This window comes from Niveispirillum sp. GW835-FHT14G11, assembly GCF_058793615.1.
The window spans coordinates 19134-36987 of record NZ_JBXAFZ010000023.1 but is presented as its reverse complement, the minus strand read 5'-3'; the positions used below and the strand labels follow the sequence as shown (position 1 = coordinate 36987).

The 17854-nt window shown below is 64.5% G+C and carries 13 protein-coding genes; 6 read left to right on the top strand and 7 right to left on the bottom strand.

The features are described 5' to 3' along the window. Positions 1-128 precede the first annotated feature (128 nt). Together AC1Q7F_RS28890 and AC1Q7F_RS28885 are read left to right on the top strand one after the other, a co-directional pair. Positions 129-1094 carry an SDR family NAD(P)-dependent oxidoreductase gene (locus tag AC1Q7F_RS28890; RefSeq protein ID WP_492512025.1) on the top strand — a complete coding sequence of 322 codons (966 nt, stop codon included), beginning with the start codon at positions 129-131 and terminating at the stop codon, positions 1092-1094. Between the two features lie 41 nt (positions 1095-1135). Then, on the top strand, positions 1136-1555 hold the full coding sequence (locus AC1Q7F_RS28885; protein WP_492512024.1) for a hypothetical protein: 420 nt from the start codon (positions 1136-1138) through the stop codon (positions 1553-1555). A gap of 76 nt (positions 1556-1631) precedes the next feature. Here the strand turns inward: AC1Q7F_RS28885 and AC1Q7F_RS28880 are convergent, their stop codons facing one another. Then, positions 1632-3953, bottom strand: coding sequence for a TonB-dependent receptor (locus tag AC1Q7F_RS28880; RefSeq protein WP_492512023.1), 2322 nt, complete (start codon positions 3951-3953; stop codon positions 1632-1634). Between the two features lie 449 nt (positions 3954-4402). On the opposite strand from AC1Q7F_RS28880, the gene AC1Q7F_RS28875 reads away from it, so the two are divergent. Genes AC1Q7F_RS28875 through AC1Q7F_RS28865 form a run of 3 tightly spaced genes read left to right on the top strand, consistent with a single transcriptional unit; the run spans position 4403 to position 8551 of the window. Continuing rightward, on the top strand, positions 4403-6148 hold the full coding sequence (locus tag AC1Q7F_RS28875; RefSeq protein WP_492512022.1) for an acetolactate synthase catalytic subunit: 1746 nt from the start codon (positions 4403-4405) through the stop codon (positions 6146-6148). 4 nt (positions 6149-6152) lie between these two features. Then, positions 6153-7613, top strand: a complete 1461-nt coding sequence (locus AC1Q7F_RS28870; protein ID WP_492512021.1) for an NAD-dependent succinate-semialdehyde dehydrogenase — start codon at positions 6153-6155, stop codon at positions 7611-7613. A gap of 11 nt (positions 7614-7624) precedes the next feature. Next, on the top strand, positions 7625-8551 hold the full coding sequence (locus tag AC1Q7F_RS28865; RefSeq protein ID WP_492512020.1) for an alpha/beta hydrolase: 927 nt from the start codon (positions 7625-7627) through the stop codon (positions 8549-8551). A 37-nt stretch (positions 8552-8588) separates the two neighbouring features. Here AC1Q7F_RS28865 and AC1Q7F_RS28860 read toward each other — a convergent pair whose 3' ends face one another. From AC1Q7F_RS28860 to AC1Q7F_RS28835, 6 genes are all read right to left on the bottom strand, one after another. Next, positions 8589-9353: an IclR family transcriptional regulator gene (locus tag AC1Q7F_RS28860; RefSeq protein WP_492512019.1), complete on the bottom strand. Its 765-nt coding sequence runs from the start codon at positions 9351-9353 to the stop codon at positions 8589-8591. 70 nt (positions 9354-9423) lie between these two features. Then, positions 9424-10230 carry a 3-ketoacyl-ACP reductase gene (locus AC1Q7F_RS28855; RefSeq protein WP_492512018.1) on the bottom strand — a complete coding sequence of 269 codons (807 nt, stop codon included), beginning with the start codon at positions 10228-10230 and terminating at the stop codon, positions 9424-9426. A gap of 54 nt (positions 10231-10284) precedes the next feature. Next, positions 10285-11247, bottom strand: coding sequence for a cyclase family protein (locus AC1Q7F_RS28850; RefSeq protein ID WP_492512017.1), 963 nt, complete (start codon positions 11245-11247; stop codon positions 10285-10287). 12 nt (positions 11248-11259) lie between these two features. Then, positions 11260-12687, bottom strand: coding sequence for an aldehyde dehydrogenase family protein (locus AC1Q7F_RS28845; RefSeq protein ID WP_492512016.1), 1428 nt, complete (start codon positions 12685-12687; stop codon positions 11260-11262). An 11-nt stretch (positions 12688-12698) separates the two neighbouring features. After that, on the bottom strand, positions 12699-13523 hold the full coding sequence (locus AC1Q7F_RS28840; RefSeq protein ID WP_492512015.1) for an alpha/beta fold hydrolase: 825 nt from the start codon (positions 13521-13523) through the stop codon (positions 12699-12701). Positions 13524-13547: 24 nt separating this feature from the next. Further along, positions 13548-15998, bottom strand: coding sequence for a TonB-dependent receptor (locus AC1Q7F_RS28835; protein WP_492512014.1), 2451 nt, complete (start codon positions 15996-15998; stop codon positions 13548-13550). Positions 15999-16242: 244 nt separating this feature from the next. On the opposite strand from AC1Q7F_RS28835, the gene AC1Q7F_RS28830 reads away from it, so the two are divergent. After that, positions 16243-17853, top strand: a complete 1611-nt coding sequence (locus AC1Q7F_RS28830) for an AMP-binding protein (protein ID WP_492512013.1) — start codon at positions 16243-16245, stop codon at positions 17851-17853. Position 17854: the final 1 nt, after the last annotated feature.

The following is a 17854-nucleotide window of genomic DNA, read 5'->3' as shown; positions in this document are numbered from 1 at the left end:
CTCCCCTTCGTCACTGATTGATAGGATCGGGCAAGTGATCGCCAGGATCGGGCAGCTGGTCGCAAGGCGGTCCCGATATCATGGCCGGGACAGGGAGACAGCATCCCCCGAGACATGAGGAAACGTCAATGACTCAATTCGATGTAACGACCACCACCGACGATGTGCTGGCCGGTTTGACACTTTCAGGCAAGCGCATTCTCGTCACCGGCACCTCTTCCGGTCTGGGTCTGGAAACCGCCCGCGCGCTGGTGGCCCATGGGGCGGAGGTTGTGGGCGCCGTGCGCGACCTTGCCCGCGCCGAACAGGCCTGCGATGTGGTCCGGGCGGCAGCGGTTGCGGGTGGCGGCCAGTTCTCTCTGGTCACTCTCGACCTTGCCTCGCTGACCAGTGTGCGCGCGGCGGCGGATGCCCTGGTTGCCGACGGGCGCCCCTTTGACGCCGTCATCGCCAATGCCGCCATCATGGCCACACCCTTCGGTCGCACGGCAGACGGGTTCGAAATGCAATTCGGCACCAACCATCTGGGGCATTTCGCTTTCATCAACCGGATCGCGCCCGTGATCCGCGATGGCGGTCGGGTGGTGGTTCTGTCATCGGCGGCGCACCGCTTCTCCGATGTCGATCTGAGCGACCCGAATTTCGAGCGCACGGACTATGATGCCTGGATCGCCTATGGCCGGTCGAAGACGGCCAATGCCCTGTTCGCGGTCGAACTGGACCGGCGTTGGAAGCATCGCGGCATCCGGGCCGCATCGGTCCATCCCGGCGGCGCCGAAACCGGCCTGAAGCGCAGCGTGTCGCAGGAGGACATGGATGCACTCGTCGCCCGCATCAACACCGTCGCCAAGGCCGAAACCGGTGCCCCCGCCTTCAAGCTGAAGACCATCCCGCAGGCCGCGGCGACCTCCGTCTGGGTCGCTATCGTCGCCGACGGTGACAGTATCGGCGGACGTTACTGCGAGGATTGCAACGTCGCCCCGCTGGCACATGGCGATGGCGTGCGCAAGGGCGTTCGCGAATACGCCATCGACGTGGACACGGCGAAGGCGCTGTGGCTCAGAAGTGAGGAATTGATCGGCGAACGCTATTGATCGGTCGGGCGGGGTGGGACGAAGGGCTTTGCTGACCCATTGTGTTCGTTGATGAAGCGCCTGATTTCGTCCTGGAGCTGGGCGACGGAGGTGAAGACGCCGCGGCGCAGCCGTTTTCTCCCGGTCTGCCGGGCGATTTCCTGTACAGGGGCGAAGCCCGCGATCTGGCGGAACGGGGACGCAAGGAAGCGCGCGCCCTTTGGCGCATGCGTGCCAAAAGGGCGCGGGAACTGAACGGCGACCTGGCCTCCATCGGCTTCCGATCGGATGGAGAGATCAATCTGGGGCTTGATGATGGCCATGCCGCCTTCGATCTGAAAGACCGGACCACCGCCGGGGCGGCGTTTCCGGCCGATGCCCTTCCCGATGACGAGACCTGGAACCGGCTCATCGAGGCCCTGATCGTCGCGTATGACCGCTGGGTGGTGAACCAGAACAAGGGGCATATATCTTCAGCATGAGCGGGCCTACAAGATGGAGTTGGCCAGCCTGTTTCAGACGGAGGTCCCCCACTCAAGCCAGTCACCTTCCAGCCGCTCAAAGCTTGTAACGAACTGTCAGACCATAGGTTCGGGGCTCGTTATAGACGGGGAAGTAGAAGCCCAGGCTCGACAGATCGTTCATGTCTGTCAGATAGCGTTTGTCGCCGACATTGCGCACGAACAGCGTGAAGTCGATGCCGGAACTGTGGGCCATCCCCACATGTAGATTGACCTCGCCATGCCGGTCGCCAACCATCGGCGCCTGATTTGTCGCGCTGAAATTGACCTTGGACTGGTAAGAGAAATCGGCCCCCACCCGGCCTGTCCAATCAGGGCTCAAATCAGCGCTGTAGGTGGCGCTGCCGCTGATCTGCAGGCGCGGGGCCTTGTCCAGGGTGTTACCCTTGAAATCACCCCGGATGGGATCGATGAAATCCGTGTAGGTGGCGTGGACATAGGCGGCGCCGAACGCAAGGTCGAACCCCTGCACAGGCCGGGCCTGGATTTCGATCTCAGCACCATAGATATCGGCATCGGCATTCTGCAGACGCTGCAAGGGAACCCCACCCGCCGGGTTGGGCTCCAGGCTGAAGACCTGCAGGTTGCGGTAATCATAATAGAAGCCCGCCATGTTCAGGCGCACACGGCGATCCAGCAGGTCGGTCTTCACACCAGCCTCATAGGCGTCGATACTTTCGCTATCCACCGCGTTGAACTCGATCCCGTTGAACAGCGCGCCGGTATTGTAGCCGCCGGCCCGCACGCCACGCGAATAGCTGGCGTAGAGATTGGCATTCTCGTCCAGTTCATAGGCGAGTGCCAGGCGCCAGGTCGGCTTTTTCAGCTCGGTGACGGTGCGGCTGGGCAGGTCGATGGTCATGTTCGATGGATTGGCATCGACAAAACCGACCAGCCGGTCGCGCAGCCGGGCGCGGGGATTGGTGTCCGGATTGACCGGGCCGCCATAGGTGATGAAGCTCAGCTTCTTGCGGTCGTCCGTATAGCGCAGGCCGGCGGTCGCGGTCAGCCTGTCGGTCAGTGCATAATCGGCCTGGGCGAAGATGGCCTTGCTGCTGGTCCGCTGCGTGAATACACGTTCCAGCATCAGCACGGAGTTGGCCGGGTCGAAGAAAGGCTTGGTCCGGTCGGGGTTCAGTTCCCGCAGCACGCTGAAATTCGTCAGGCTGGACAGTTCCTCCTGCAGGTAATAGAGGCCGGCCACCCATTTGAACGGACCGTCGCCATTGGAGGTGAAGCGCAGTTCCTGGCTGACCTGTCGCGACGTTTCCTTCCAGAGCGGCAGTTCCGCCACGGCATAGGGGGAGTAATCGACATCGGTGTTCAGATCGCGCTTGTTATAGACATAGGCGGTGATGGAGGTGACGTTCAGATCATCCCCATCATGGATCACCGACAGCCGGTCGGCGAAATTGTCCAGGTTCTCGTAATTGTCCAGGACATTGGTATTCAGCGCATCGACATCCTGGTTGGCGATGTAACGGGTGATGGGGTTGGCGCAGACGGTGCGCGCCAGGATTTCCGCGCCCGTGCAGGGGCGGCCCGTACGGGCATTGACGGTACCCATCGACTGATGCCCCAGGGCGGAGGAGCGGCTTTTGCCGCCTTCGATCTTGTTATGGATTTCAAGGTCGGGCGACGGGGTCAGCAGGATTTGCAGGCGGCCCGCATAGGTTTCGATACCGTTGATGTCGCGGCTGTCCTGCAGGTTGGTAGCCCAGCCATCCCGACGCTTCACGGTGAGTGAGGCTCGCGCCGCCAGGGTGTCGTCGATCAGCGCGCCACCGCCCGCCGCGTCGAAGAATATCTGGTTGAACCGGCCCGCCGTGACGGCGGCGGAGAAATCCGGAGAGAAGCTGGGTCGCCGCGTCGTGTAGTTGATGACACCGCCCGTGGTGTTGCGGCCGTAAAGCGTGCCCTGCGGCCCCTTCAGCACCTCCACCCGGTCGACATCGAAGACGGCGAACAGCTGGCCGACACCGGAATTCAGGAAAACATCATCCACCGTCACGCCGACCGCGCCGGACGAGGCGGCGTTATAGTCATTCACGCCCACGCCGCGCAGGAAGATGGTGGGGTTGGAGGATTGGAACAGGTTGTTGATCTGCAGGCCCGGCACCGACCTGGTCAGGTCCAGACCGTTGCGCACACCCTGCATCTCCAGTGCCTCGCCCCCCAGGGCCGTGATGGAGATTGGCACCTCCTGGATATTCTCACCACGCTTCTGCGCGGTGACGATGATTTCCTCCAGCTGCAGCCCCTGTTCCTCACCGGCGGCAACGGCCGGCGAGGCCAAGGACAGACCCAGCGCCGCCAGCAAGGCGGTGCTGCTGGCAACAGTACGATGCCGCATAGACATGTTCCCTCCCGAGACATCAATCGCTTGTGATTCTTGCGGCGGACCATCCAAGGTCACCGTCGGGCCATTAGTTTCAATATTTGTTTTTATGTCAAATAGAGAAAAACTACTTATCGAAGCGGATTCCACAAAACAGGCGCAACCGTGCCTGAGCCATTCTCAAAGATCATTGATTATCAACGGATAATCCAGATCGTTGATCAGAATTCGACAGAATGTTTCCTGCTGCGCGCCAATGAGGCTGTGCTTCCATGCTGCATGATTTTCACACCGGCGGCTTTACAAGCAGCCTGAATCATGTCAAATAACGAAACTGTACTGATATATGAAATCATCACCGCCCTGCTTCATGGCACGCCCAGCCCCCGCGCCCACCGGGTGTCAAGCTGCCGTGACCATTCACGACAGGGCGGAGGCCGCGAAATGGCCGATGAAACGGAGACATCCCAATGCCAGATACCGTTGCGGAAGCTATTGCTTCCGCCCTTGTGCGCCACGGCGTCGAGTTCATTTTCGGGCAGAGCAATCCCACGGCGCTGATGCTGGCGGCCGAGGATGCCGGCATCCGCCAGCTTCTGTACCGGACGGAGAATGCCGCCGGGGCCATGGCCGATGCCTATGCACGCGTTTCCAACCGGATCGGCGTGGTGGCGGCGCAGAACGGGCCGGCGGCCACCCTGATGGTCGCCCCAATGGCGGAGGCGCTGAAGGCGTCCATCCCCATGCTGGTGCTGGTCCAGGAGGTTCCGGCCTCCCAGCGCGACCGCAACGCCTTCCAGGAGCTCGACCATTTCGCGCTATTCGCCGGGGTGGCGAAATGGGTGCGCCGGCTGGACGATCCCGACCGGGCTGCCGAATATATCGATCTGGCCATGATCGCCGCCAACAGCGGCCGGCCGGGTCCCGTCGTGCTGCTGCTGGCCAAGGATATGCTGCTGCAGCCATCCAGGGGCCCCGATGTCGCGCGCCAGCAGGATCTGGGCACCTTCCCGCTGGACCGGCCACGCCCCGACGGGCACAGCGTCGAACGGGCCGCCGAACTGCTGGCCAATGCCACTTCACCTTTGGTGATCGTGGGTGGCGGCGTCCACACGGCGCAGGCCGTGGACGCCCTGGGCCGGCTGATCACCATCGGCTGTCTGCCGGTGGCGACCACCAACATGGGCAAGGGTGCCGTGGATGAAACCGGCCCCCTGTCGCTGGGCGTCGCCGCGAACCTGCTGGGGCGCAACGGTCCGGCATCGGTGCATCGGGACCTGATCGCCAAGGCGGACGTGGTGCTGCTGATCGGCACCCGGACCAACGAGAATGGCACCGACGCCTGGAGACTGACGGCACCCGACGCCACCTATATCCATGTCGATATCGACGGGACCGAGGTGGGTCGCAACTACGAAGCCCTGCGTCTGGTGGGTGACGCCCGCGCGGCTATTTTGGACCTGACGGCAGCCTTGCAGCGGCAGGACCTGACCAAGCGCAGGGACAGGGCCGGCGCGTTGATCGCGGAGATCGCAGCAGCACGGCATGCCCGGGGCAACGCCATCGCACCGCAAATGCAGGCCGATACACGGCCGATCCTGCCACAACGGCTGATGGGGGAACTGGACCGCCTGATCGGGCCGGACGATATCGTTGTGGCCGACGCCAGCTATTCCTCCGTGTGGGTCACGGGATACCTGACCACGCGCCGCGCGGGGCAGCGTTTCCTGACGCCGCGCGGCCTGGCGGGGCTGGGCTGGGGCCTGCCATTCGCCATCGGGGCGAAGCTGGCCCGGCCCGGCGCGCGGGTCGTGGGGCTGGTCGGCGATGGCGGCTTCGCCCATGTCTGGGGCGAGTTGGAAATGGCGGTGCGCGAAGGTGTCGCCCTGACCCTGATCGTCCTGAACAATTCGCAATTGGCCATGCAGCGGCATGGGGAGAATCTGGGCTTCGGGCGCAGCACCACGGGCATCCGCTTCGTGGAGGTCGATCACGCCGCCGTGGCACGGTCGGTGGGCGCACAAGGTGAAAGGATCGACGATCCCGACGCCTTCGGCCCGGCCCTGGAAAAGGCGCTGGCATCGGATCAGGTGACAGTGCTGGAGGTGATCAGCGATGCCGACGCCTTCGCACCGCTACGCATTTTCGATGGGCAGGAAGCCCGGCTGGGCATCCCCGCCGGGCCGCACGCGGCCGCCCGCCGGCAGAGCGCCTGATGCCATGCCGGAACATGGATATTCCCAGGACCTGTCAGACCTGCCGCCAAGGCTGCTGATCGATGGTCAGTGGCGCAATGCGGCGGACAATCGCCGCATCGCCGTGGAGAACCCGGCAACCGGGCGGGAGATCGCGCAGGTCGCCGATGCCGCCGTGCCGGACGGTTTGTCCGCCCTGGACGCCGCCTGCCGCGCACAGGAAAGGTGGGCACGGCAAACACCCCGGCACCGCGCCGACCTGCTGCACCGGGCCTATGAACGGCTGCTGACCGACCGCGACCGGTTCGCACGGGTGATCAGCCTGGAAACGGGAAAGCCACCGGGGGAAGCGCAGGCGGAGGTCAATTACGCTGCCGACTTCCTACGCTGGTTCGCCGGAGAGGCACTGCGCATCCATGGCCGCGAACAGCCGGCACCGGGTGGCGGGTCACGACAGATCATCAGCCGCTGGCCGGTCGGCCCCTGCCTGCTGATCACGCCCTGGAACTTTCCGCTGGCCATGATCACCCGCAAGGTCGGGCCTGCCCTGGCCGCCGGCTGCACCATGGTGCTGAAACCGGCGGAACAGACACCGCTGACCGCCATCCTGTTCACACGGTTGATGCAGGAGGTCGGCCTGCCGCCCGGCGTGCTGAACCTGATCACCACGACCCGCGCGGAGAGCGTGGTGGGCACGCTGCTGTCGGATGGGCGGCTGCGCAAGGTGTCCTTCACCGGGTCAACACGGGTCGGCCGCCTGATCCTGGCGGGTGCTGCGGCAACCATCCTGCGCAGTTCCATGGAATTGGGCGGCAACAACCCCTTCATCCTGTTCGATGACGCCGATCTGGATCTGGCGGTGGACAGCGCCGTGCAGGCCAAGCTGCGCAATCTGGGCCAGGCCTGCACGGCGGCGAACCGCTTTCTGGTGCAGGACGGAATCGCCGGCGCCTTCACGTCACGGTTGACCCAACGGTTCGCCGCCCTGCCGCCGGACAGTCTGGGACCGATGGTCGATGCCGCTGCCCGGCACAATCTTCACGGGCTGGTCCGGGATACGGTGGCGCGGGGGGCGACGCTTGTGCTGGGGGGTGAGTTACCATCGGGCCCCGGCTATCATTATCCACCAACGATCCTGACGCAGGTCCCGCCCGACGCGCCCATCCTGCATCAGGAAATCTTCGGCCCCGTGGCCCCCATCCAGACCTTCATAACGGAGGCGGACGCCGTCGCGATGGCCAATGACAGCGACTATGGCCTTGCCGCCTATGCCTGCACCCGCGACCTTGACCGTGTGATGCGCCTTCAGGCCGGATTGCAGACGGGCATGCTGGGCATCAATACCGGCATCCTCTCTGATCCGATCGCCCCGTTTGGCGGGATCAAACAATCGGGCCTGGGCCGCGAAGGCGGAATTGAAGGCATCGATGAATATCTGACCACCCGTTACACCGCCATCGCCACGCCGACAGCGCCAGGCCATTAGGAGGAAACAACATGCCGCTCAGCGAGATCATGCTGCAACGACTGGAAGACTGGAAACAGGCGGCCATGCAGCTCGCCCCCCTGCTGCTGGGGGAGATGCCGGACCGGCCCTTGGCGGATATCCGCGCCGATTACAACCGCGAACTGGCCCGCAACCGGCCGCCGGACGGGGTCGTCTGCACGGATCTGGATATGGGCGGCGTGCCGGGCATGCTGGTCACGCCGGACAAGGCGCGCGGCAGCCGCGTGCTGTTCTATATCCATGGCGGCGGCTATATCAGCGGAGGACCGTCCGGATATCTGGGCATTGCCGGCCAATATGCGGAGCGGCTGGGCGCGCGGGTCTTCCTGCCCGATTACCGGCTGGCCCCCGAAAATCCCTTCCCTGCCGGCCTGGACGATGTGGTCACCGCCTGGCGCTGGCTGGTGGAGCGGGAGGGGGGTGCGGCCAACATCGTGATCTCCGGCGATTCCGCCGGCGGCGCCATGGTCGTGTCAAGCATGGTGCGGGCACGCGGCCTGGGGCTGGCCCTGCCCGCCGGCGGCGTGGCCATCTCCCCCTGGGCCAACCTGGAGATGACCGGCGCGTCCTACACCACCCGCGACGGCATCGACCCGCTGTGCAACCGGGAGATATTGCTGCTGATGGCCCGCTGCGCCCTGGGTGTCACGCCCGCCAACGACCCGGAGGCTTCCCCCGTCTTCGCCGACGTGCGTGGCCTGCCGCCCGTCATGATCCAGGTCGGTGAAAGCGAGGTGATGTTGAGCGACGCGTTCCAACTGGCGGCTCATCTGGCCGACCACCGGGTGCGCACAACGCTGGAGGTCTGGCCGGAGATGTTCCATGTCTGGCCGATGTTCACGGACATCCTGCCGGAAGCGGGTCAAGCGCTGGACAGTGGCGTGCGTTTCCTGGAAAGCCTGCTGCCGCCTGCGTGAAACATGAACACCTGGCCAGCTTCGCAGCGGCCGGGTGTCAGTTCTTCTCAACCAGAAGCCGGGTCGCCTCCGCTGCCGCCGACATCACGGCATCCATGAACGCCTCGCGCGATTTGTCCATGCGGAAGGTGGGGGTGACGATGCCCACCGCCCCCAGCACCGTGCCGGCCGCGTCGAAGACGGGGGCGCCGACGGCGATGATGCCGTCCTCCGTTTGACCGTCATCGGCGGACCAGCCCCGCACCCGGATCTGCGGCAATTCCTTCTCCAGCGCCTTCACAACGCTCTTGCGCTGTCGCTCCGGCAGGGGGATCAGGGCTTCGGCCAGCATCGCCTCCCGCGATGCCTCATCCAGATGGGCCAGCACCGCCTTGCCCGAGGCGCGGCGATATTCGTGCCCCTTCAGGCCCACATACAGGCCGGACACGCGCAGCTTCTGCGAGCCTTCGACCAGCACCTTCAGCACCACATTGTTCCCTTCCCGCAAAGACAGGAACGAGGTTTCCAGGGTCTGGGCCGACAGGCGGCGGACAATGTCGGACAGGGACTGTTCCGTGCTTTGCGACCGGCGATAGCCGCTGGCCAGCACACCGACCCCATCGCCCAGTTCCAGCCCGCCATCATCGTTGCGCTCGATATAGCCACGGGCCATCAGGGTGCGCAGCAGATGGTAGCAGGTGGTGATGTTCAGCTTCAGCGCCTTGGAGACATCGCGGATGCTGGGCGGTTGCGGCGCGGCGGCGACGAACTCCAGAAAGGAGAGCGCGCGTTCGACAGTCTGAAGGGTGTAGCCGTTTTCCATGCGACCTACATAAATCAAAACACATTCGCTTGGAATGGCGTATCGAATGCGGGCGGTCGAGCGCAAACGGTCAGAGAATACGGGGGATATTCAGGCCGCCGGCGACCCAGAACGCCTGCCCCGTCGTATAGGGAACAGCACCGGACGCCAATGACAGGACGGTCCGCCCGACATCCGACGGCAGCCCCCAGCGCGGAATCGGAACCCGACCGCCACCGATCAGCGTATCGATCGTTTCCTTGCCGACAGTGGCCGTCATCGGCGTCTGCATCAATCCGGGCCGGATTTCGTGGACATGAATGAAGCTGGCCGCCAGCCGGGCGGCGAACAGCTTGGTCACCATGGAAAGGGCGGATTTCGTCACGCAATATTGCGCACGATCGGTAAAGACCACCTCCGCCGCGATGGAGGTGATGGTGATGATCGACCTGTAGCATCCCGGTTCGGCAGGCCCGCTGGCCATCAGCCGGTTCGCGAAGGCCTGGGTCAGGAAGAAGGTCCCGCGCAGGTTGACGTCAACCGACCGGTCAAAGGCGGCGGCGTCCAGTTCCAGAATGTCGGTCAGAGGGCGGGCGGCGATCCCGGCATTATTGACCAGACAATCCAGACGGCCGAAATCTGCCTCGATCGCGGCGACGACGGCCCCGTGCCGATCGATATCGGCAATGTCGAGCGAATAATAGCGCCAGACGCCCCCCTGCCCGGCGGCGTCCGACAATTCGGCGGGCAGGTCCGGGTGTGCCGCCAGATCGATGATGGCGACGTTGAAGCCGGACCCCAGCAGTTCCTGCGCGATGCCAAGGCCAAGCCCCTGCAATCCGCCGGTGACGATGGCGACAGGCCGGCCGACATCGGCCTTCACATCCTTGTCAGTCATATTGGCTTCCTTCGTCCGATCGTCCGTCGCTGCCATGCTGTCGGGCGGCCCGGATCACTTGATGGCCACGGGGTTGACCGGGGCGCCTGTACCATGGACGACCTTGAGGGGAGCGGCGACGTAGAGAAAATCATACTGTCCGTCATTTTCGCAGTCGGCCGCCAGCTTCGACAGGTCGCACAGCTCCGTGAACGCCACGCCCAGATTGCGCATCAGCGCGCCATGCAGCGGCAGCATCACGCCGCTGACGGGATCGACGGTCACCTCGTTAGCCATGGTGTCGGTGACCAGATTGGGGATTTCCATCTCGTGGAACCAGCGCACCAGTTCCGGGGAATAGGTCAGGCCCGGTTCCACGAAATCGGCGAAGAAGGCGCTGGCCCCGGCGCTGTAATAGGATTCGATGAAGCCGGTGCGGATGACGATGATGTCGCGCTTGCGGATCTCCGTCTTCTGCGCGGCGGCGGCGGCCAAAAGGTCTTCGTGGCTGAAGGTCTCACCCTTGTCCAGATAGGGCTTGCCCCGCAGCCGCGCGATGTCCAGCAGCACGGCCCGGCCCACCACGCCGCGTTCGGCGATGGCCTGGACGCTGGCCTTCTGCAACCCGCCGATGGTGGTCTTGGCGTCATAGCCATTATAAAGCTGCCCGTCGTACCAGACATGGCCCAGCGCATCATATTGCGTGGAGCCTTGCAGATAGGCGGAGATGGCGTCGTCGGCATAATGCTGGCCGCCGGGGAATTGGGGCCCCTTGCCGCTGATCCAGTGGCCCTCGTCGATGATCTGGTACCGTTCGGCCCCCCGTCGTCCGGGCCAGACCGGATCGCCCTTCGGGTCGGCCATCGGCACCTGCAGGGTAAACAGCTTGCCCGATCGTACCGACGCCAAGGCACCCAGCACCTGCAGCGCCTGCAGGTAATTCAGGGACCCGACCTCATCCTCCGGTCCCCATTTGCCCCAGTTCCGGGGGGAGTCCTTCAGAAGTTCGCCGATTTCGGGCGTGCAGATATCACACATATCGATGCTCCCTCAGCCGGCGGCGGCCAGCGGCCGGCTGGTGATGGTCTGGATATTGGTGAATTCCAACAGGCCGGCCATGCCATGCTCCACACCCACGCCCGATTGTTTGTGGCCACCGAAGGGCGCATGCGGGGAAAAGGCGAACATCTCGTTGATCCAGACGGTGCCTGTCTGCAACCGCTGCCCGATACGGCGGGCCTGGTCGATATCGTTGGACCAGACGGAACCGCCCAGGCCGGTCTCGCTGTCATTGGCGCGGCGGATCACATCCTCGATATCATCATATTTCAGCAGCGGCAGGATGGGGCCGAACGCTTCTTCCGTCACCACCCGTGCATCCTCGGGCGGATTGTCCACGATGGTGACGGGAATGAAATAGCCCGGCCCCGCCGGCACGTCGCCGCCGATCAGGAAACGGTGGCCCTCCGCCCTGGTCTGTTCGATCAGGCTGCGCACCTTCTCGAACTGCATGCGGTTCTGGACGGGGCCCAGGTCGCTGCCCTGCATCGACCCGTCGCCGATGCGGATGCTTCGGGCATAATCCACCAGTTCCCGCGCCACATCATCATAGATATCGGCATGGATATAAAGCCGCTTGATCGCCACACAGACCTGGGCGCTGTTGAAGAAGGCGCCCCAGAACAGGGCCGGGGCCACCGCCTTGGGATCGACATCGGGCAGGACGATGCCGGCATCATTGCCGCCCATCTCCAAGGTCACGCGCTTCAGGGTGCGGGCCGCACTTTCCATCACCCGCTTGCCCGTCGCCGTCGATCCCGTGAAGGATACCTTGGCGATGTCCGGGTGATCGGTGATCCACTGGCCCAGATCATTGCCGCCAGTGACGATGTTCACAACGCCGGGCGGCAGCACATCCCGCAGCAACTCCCCCAAACGCAGCGTGGTCAGCGGCGTATAGGGCGAGGGCTTCAGGACCAGCGTATTACCCGCCAGCAGGGCTGGCGCCATTTTCCAGATGGCCATCAGGATGGGGGCGTTCCAGGGCGTGATGGCACCCACGACGCCCAGCGGCGTATGGCGGATTTCCACCCGCCTACCCGCCTCCTCCCGCACCTCCACCGGCAGGGTGAAGCCGGACACGGCACGGCACCAGTCGACGCAGGTCGCCACCTCCCAATCGCACCCGGCGCGGGGGCGGCCCTGTTCCGCCGTCAGCAAGGCGGAGAAAGCGTCCTTGTTGGCCTCCAGGCAATCGCCAATCCGGGCTACCAGCCCCTGGCGCTCCGCCACTGGTCGGGCGGCCCAGGCGGGAAAGACCGCCTTCGCGGCCGCCACCGCTGCGTCCAGTTGCGCCCGGCTGGCATCCGGGACCTGGGCGATCACCTGCTCTGTGGCGGGATTGATCACGGGCAGGGTCTTGTCACTGACCATCGGCTGGCCGGCAATGGTCATCGTGTAGGCGCCATCGAAGATCATCGAAATTGCTCCTATCGGGCAATCGCATCCGCAAAGAAGCGGAGCGCCAGGGGAATGACCCTGTCAGGGGCTTCCAGGATGGGGGTATGGCCCACCCCTTCCAGCACGATCTGCCGGCCACCGGGAATGCCGTCGGCCACCTCACGCCCCCAATCCGGGGGCCGGGCGATATCCTCCGCGCCGGAAACGACAAGGGTCGGCAAATGGATGTCCGACAGCAGGTCGACCGCACTGCTGCGGTTCAGCACCCCCATCAGCGCCGGCCAGCGCGACGCGGGTGTCAGTTCCAGCATGTTGCGCCAGGGCGTCAGCATCGGCTGTGCGTCGGCCCGTGCCCGCGTCGTGGCCCCGAACATGATGGACATCAGCACATCCAGGTTGTCACCCACGAAGCCGGTGCGCCGCGCCCCCTCCAGCCAGGCGGTGAAATGCGCCAGTTGGTCCGGCTGCTCGGCCCGCACCGACGATCCCAGCATGGCCAGCGACGCGAACAGGTCGGGCCGCCGGGCGATCATCCGCACCGCCACATCACCGCCCATCGACGCGGCGGCCAGATGCATCGACCGCAGGCCCAGCAGGTCGATCAGGGCGTTCATGTCGTCGGCGCAGCAATCCATATCGACCACATCGCCGGTGTGCGGGGCGCTGCTGCCCTGCCCCCGGAAATCCGGGCGGACAACGCGGAACCGGCCTGCCGCCGCCGTGACCAGCGCATCGAACATCGACCCGTCCAGCCATAACGAATGCAGGCAGAAGATCACCGGCAGGTCCGCCTCCCCCGTATCCTCGACCCACAGGATCGTGTCCCGGACCGGGATGCCGCGCGCGATTGACATGTCGTTCCCTCCTCGTCGCATTTTTTAGAAATTATAGCCCAGGGTGACACCATATTCGGCCGGCCGGCCCGTGTAGCGGACGATGGTGTCGAAGGCCCGCAGGCTGTTGGTCCAGTAGAAAGTATTGGTGACGTTGCGGCCCCAGACGGAGACAGTCCAACTGTCATCGCCCGCCTTCACCCCGGCGCGCAGGTCCAGTGTCGTGTAAGCGTCGATGCGCGCATCCAGCCGATCCTGCGCGGACAACTGTGGCGAGCCGTAGCTTTTGCTCTGTGTCCGCAGGCTGGCACCCAGGAAGGCATCGCGCTGATCATCCAGGGCAAATTCATAGTCCGCGCTGGCCGCCAGGGCCAGTTCCGAGGCGAAAGGCAGGGTCGTGCCGGCAAACGACGCCCGTGTCGGGAACAGCAGGCCGCCGACGCTGGTCGCGCCGACAATCCCGTCATAGGTCTTGATCTTTGCATCCAGCCAGGTGACGGCGGTGCGCAGGGTCAGGCCGCGGGTGGGTACGGCGGTCAGGTCCAGCTCAGCGCCATATGTGCGCGACTTCGGAATGCTGACCAACTGTTCCAGGGCGCCGAACAACGGATCGACGGTCTTGCCGCGCGTCTGCTTGTTGGCATAGTCGTAATAGAAGGCGGCACCGTTCAGGATGATGCGGTTATCGGCCAGGTTCGACTTGAACCCCAGCTCATAGGCCGTCAGCTTCTCCTGCGGCACCGGATAATATTGTTCCTGCGAGGCGCCATTGGCGATGGGGAAGGCCCCGCCCTTGAACCCGCGCGACGCGTTGGCATAAAGCAGCAGACCATCCATCGGCTTGAAATCCAGCCCCAGGCTCCACGGCATATTGTCTTCCTTCAAGGTGCCGTGATAGTCGCCCGACACACAGGTGTCCGGGTTGATGGAGATAGACTTCCCCGGCACCACGGGCGTGAATGTCACGCTCGGACAGAAGATCGGGACATAGACGGCCGGCATCACGATGTTGAAGAACCGTGTCAGGCCGGGACTGCTGGGGTTCGGCTCGACATAGCCCGGCGTATCATAGGCGCGGTTGACGGCCGTCCGCTTGCTGTCGGAATAACGGATACCGGCCTTCAGGGTCAGGTTGTCCGCGACATCATATTCCAAATTGCCGAAGGCCGCCCATTGCTTGAAGACCTGCCGGCTGTCGAAGCTATTGGCGGTGAAGCCGTCGCGGGTTCCGGTCGATGCCTGCGGATAGATGGCATCGATATTCTCGTAACTACCCGTCCGCTGGTAATTGGCGCCGACCATCCAACGAAGCGACGCCCCGGCATCGGTACTGGCCAGACGCAGTTCCTGGCTGAGATCGTCGGCATCGGCATCGTTGGACGCCTGATCAAAGGCCGGCAGATCGGTGCCGGAATAGGATGACGCCTTGCGCTGGCGCAGGTCGCTGTAGCCGGTCAGGGCGGTCAGGGCGATATCGTCGGTCAGGTCGACATTGACGTTCAGCGCTGCCTGATAGAAGCGGTCGTCACGATAGGGGCGGTAATCGGGCGACCAGTTGGCGGCCCGCGCATCGCGCGGAGCAGCGGGCAATGCCAGCAGCGGCAGCGCCGCCGTCACCGTGCCACCAAAGCCTGAAGACCCGATGGGGGCCTGCAAATCGGCCGGCAGGGTCCGGCGGGCCAGTTGCGGCGCCTGCGGGTCGGACCGGTTCAGCCAGCCATTCAGGTTCAGTTCGACGCGCAGCGCGTCCGACGCCTGCCAGTCCAGCAGCACGCGGCCTGCGGCATCGTCCAGTTCACCCAACTTGTCATCGCGGGTATAGCTGCGCTGCCAGGCATCACCCCGGTTCAGCTTCACCGCCACGCGGCCGTTCAGGTCATCGGTGATCGGCCCGCTGGCAAAACTGTCCAGACGCACCGTGTTGAAGCGGCCATAGTCGGCCTTGACGCCGCCTTGCGCCTGCCGCGTCGGCTTGGCTGCGATCAAGTTGATGGCGCCGCCGGTGGCGTTGGTGCCGAACAACGTACCCTGCGGCCCCTTCAGCACTTCCACCCGCTCCAGATCGAAGGCGGTCAGCGCAGAAAAGGCGGGGATCGCCAGCGGCACCTGATCCAGATAGATCGCCACATCCGGGGCGGAACTCAGCGAGCTTTCAAAGAAGCCGACGCCGCGCAATGTATAAACCGGGGAACCGCTGGGGCTGGGCGTCACGTCCAGGCCGGGAACCATCTTCGCCAGATCGGTGACGGCATTCACACCCTGGTTGGCCAGCAGATCACCGTCAAAGGCGGTGACAGTCAGGCCGACATCCTGCAGGCGCTGTTCACGCTTCTGGGCGGTGACGACGATTTCCAGCAGCTCCGGTTCATTTCCGGCCTGTTCGGCCGGCTGCTGCGCCTGCGCCAACATGGGCAGGGCCAGACCCAGCATCGTGCCGACAGCAACCGGGCTCAACCGCCGACGGTGGCCGGCAGCCAACTGCATCCCCTTGTTCATTACTTCCTCCGATCGCGGGCGGTCATCGCCGCCGCTTGTTGTTGCGGCCACTATCCGGCCTCAGGGTTGATGTGTCAATATATGTACGATGTTCATATAATGAAATATCCGGATTTCAGGATCAGGCAATAGCGATCCGCCTGGAATTTCACTATTTGCACTAAATTTCATATTTGACACATCCGCCATTTGCCCGCATAGGAGGGACAGCGACCAGGAACCCTGAAGAAAGGGAGATCCCACCATGCCGGACCGGCCCTATGGCACCCGTCTTCTGACATCCTCCTACTGCCCCGCCGACCGCTCCGTGCCGCTGATTGAGGAGCCGGTCGGGACCGCTCTGCGGCGGGCCGCCCGCATCCATGGCGACGCCGTGGCACTGATCGACGGGCAGGTCGATCCAGGAGCGCGGCGGCGCCGGACCTTCAACGAACTGGCCGCCGACGCGCAAAGGGTGGCACGCGCCCTGCTCCGCCATTTCGAACCGGGGCAGCATGTCGCGATCTGGGCCGGCAACCGGCCGGAATGGGTGCTGATCGAATATGGCGCGGCGCTGGCGGGGCTGGTGCTGGTCACCGTCAACCCGGCCTATCTGGCCAAGGAACTGGCCTATGTGCTGGACCAGTCGCAGGCCCGTGGCATCATCGTGCAGGATCATTATCGCGGGCGCGACCTGTGCGAACTGGTCGACAGCGTGCGGCCGTCATTGCCAGGACTGACACGCGTGATCCCGCTGTCGACCTGGGATGCGTTCCTGTCTTCCGCGCAGGACGGCCCCCTGCCCGCCATATCCCCGAACGCGGTGGCGCAGATCCAATACACGTCGGGCACGACGGGCTTCCCCAAGGGCGCCTGCCTGACCCATCGCGGGCTGGCCAACAATGGCCGGCTTTATGCACACGCCATCGGGGCCGGCGCTGGCGACGTCTGGATCAACGCCATGCCAATGTTCCACACCGCAGGTTGCGGCTTGGCGACATTGGGCGCGCTGCAGACGGGGGGAACGCAGGTGCTGGCCCCAGGCTTCGATGCCGGCCTCCTGCTGGACCTGTTCGAACAGGAACGCGGCACCACGATGATCTGCGTGCCCACCATGCTGATCCGGATGCTGGAGGAGCAGGCCCGGCGGCCCCGTGACCTGTCAAGCTGGCGGCTGGTCACGCTGGGCGGGGCGCCGGTGTCGCCGGAACTGGTCCGCAACGCGCAGACTGTCCTTGGCGTTAAGGTCGCTATCGGTTTCGGCCAGACAGAGGCATCGCCCTATCTGACCCATACGGCGGTCGATGATGCCCACCCCGTTTGGGTCGAAACCGTGGGCCGCCCCCTGCCGCAGACGGAGGTGAAGATCGTGGACCCGGTGACAGGCGATATCGTCCCTCTGGGTGTGTCCGGCGAAATCTGCGGCCGGGGCTATGGCATCATGATCGGATACCATAATGCGCCCGACGCAACGGCGACGGCGATCGATGCCGATGGCTGGCTGCACACCGGCGACATCGGCAGCATGGATGAACAGGGCTATTGCCGCGTGCTGGGCCGCCTGCGCGACATGATCATCCGCGGGGGAGAGAACATCTATCCGCGTGAGGTGGAGGATGTGCTGATGACCCACCCGGCCATCCGGGACGTGGCCGTGGTCGGCCTGCCGGACCGGGACATGGGGGAAAGCGTGGCGGCCTGCGTCCTGCTGACGGCACCCGGGGCCGCCGACCCGGCCGGGCTGGAGGCTTTCTGCCGCGAACGGCTGGCCGGGTACAAGGTGCCCCGGCGCTGGCATTTCATGGAGGCGTTCCCGCAGACCGCGTCGGGCAAGGTGCAGAAATATGTCCTGCGCGACCTGCTGTCGAACGGGTGAC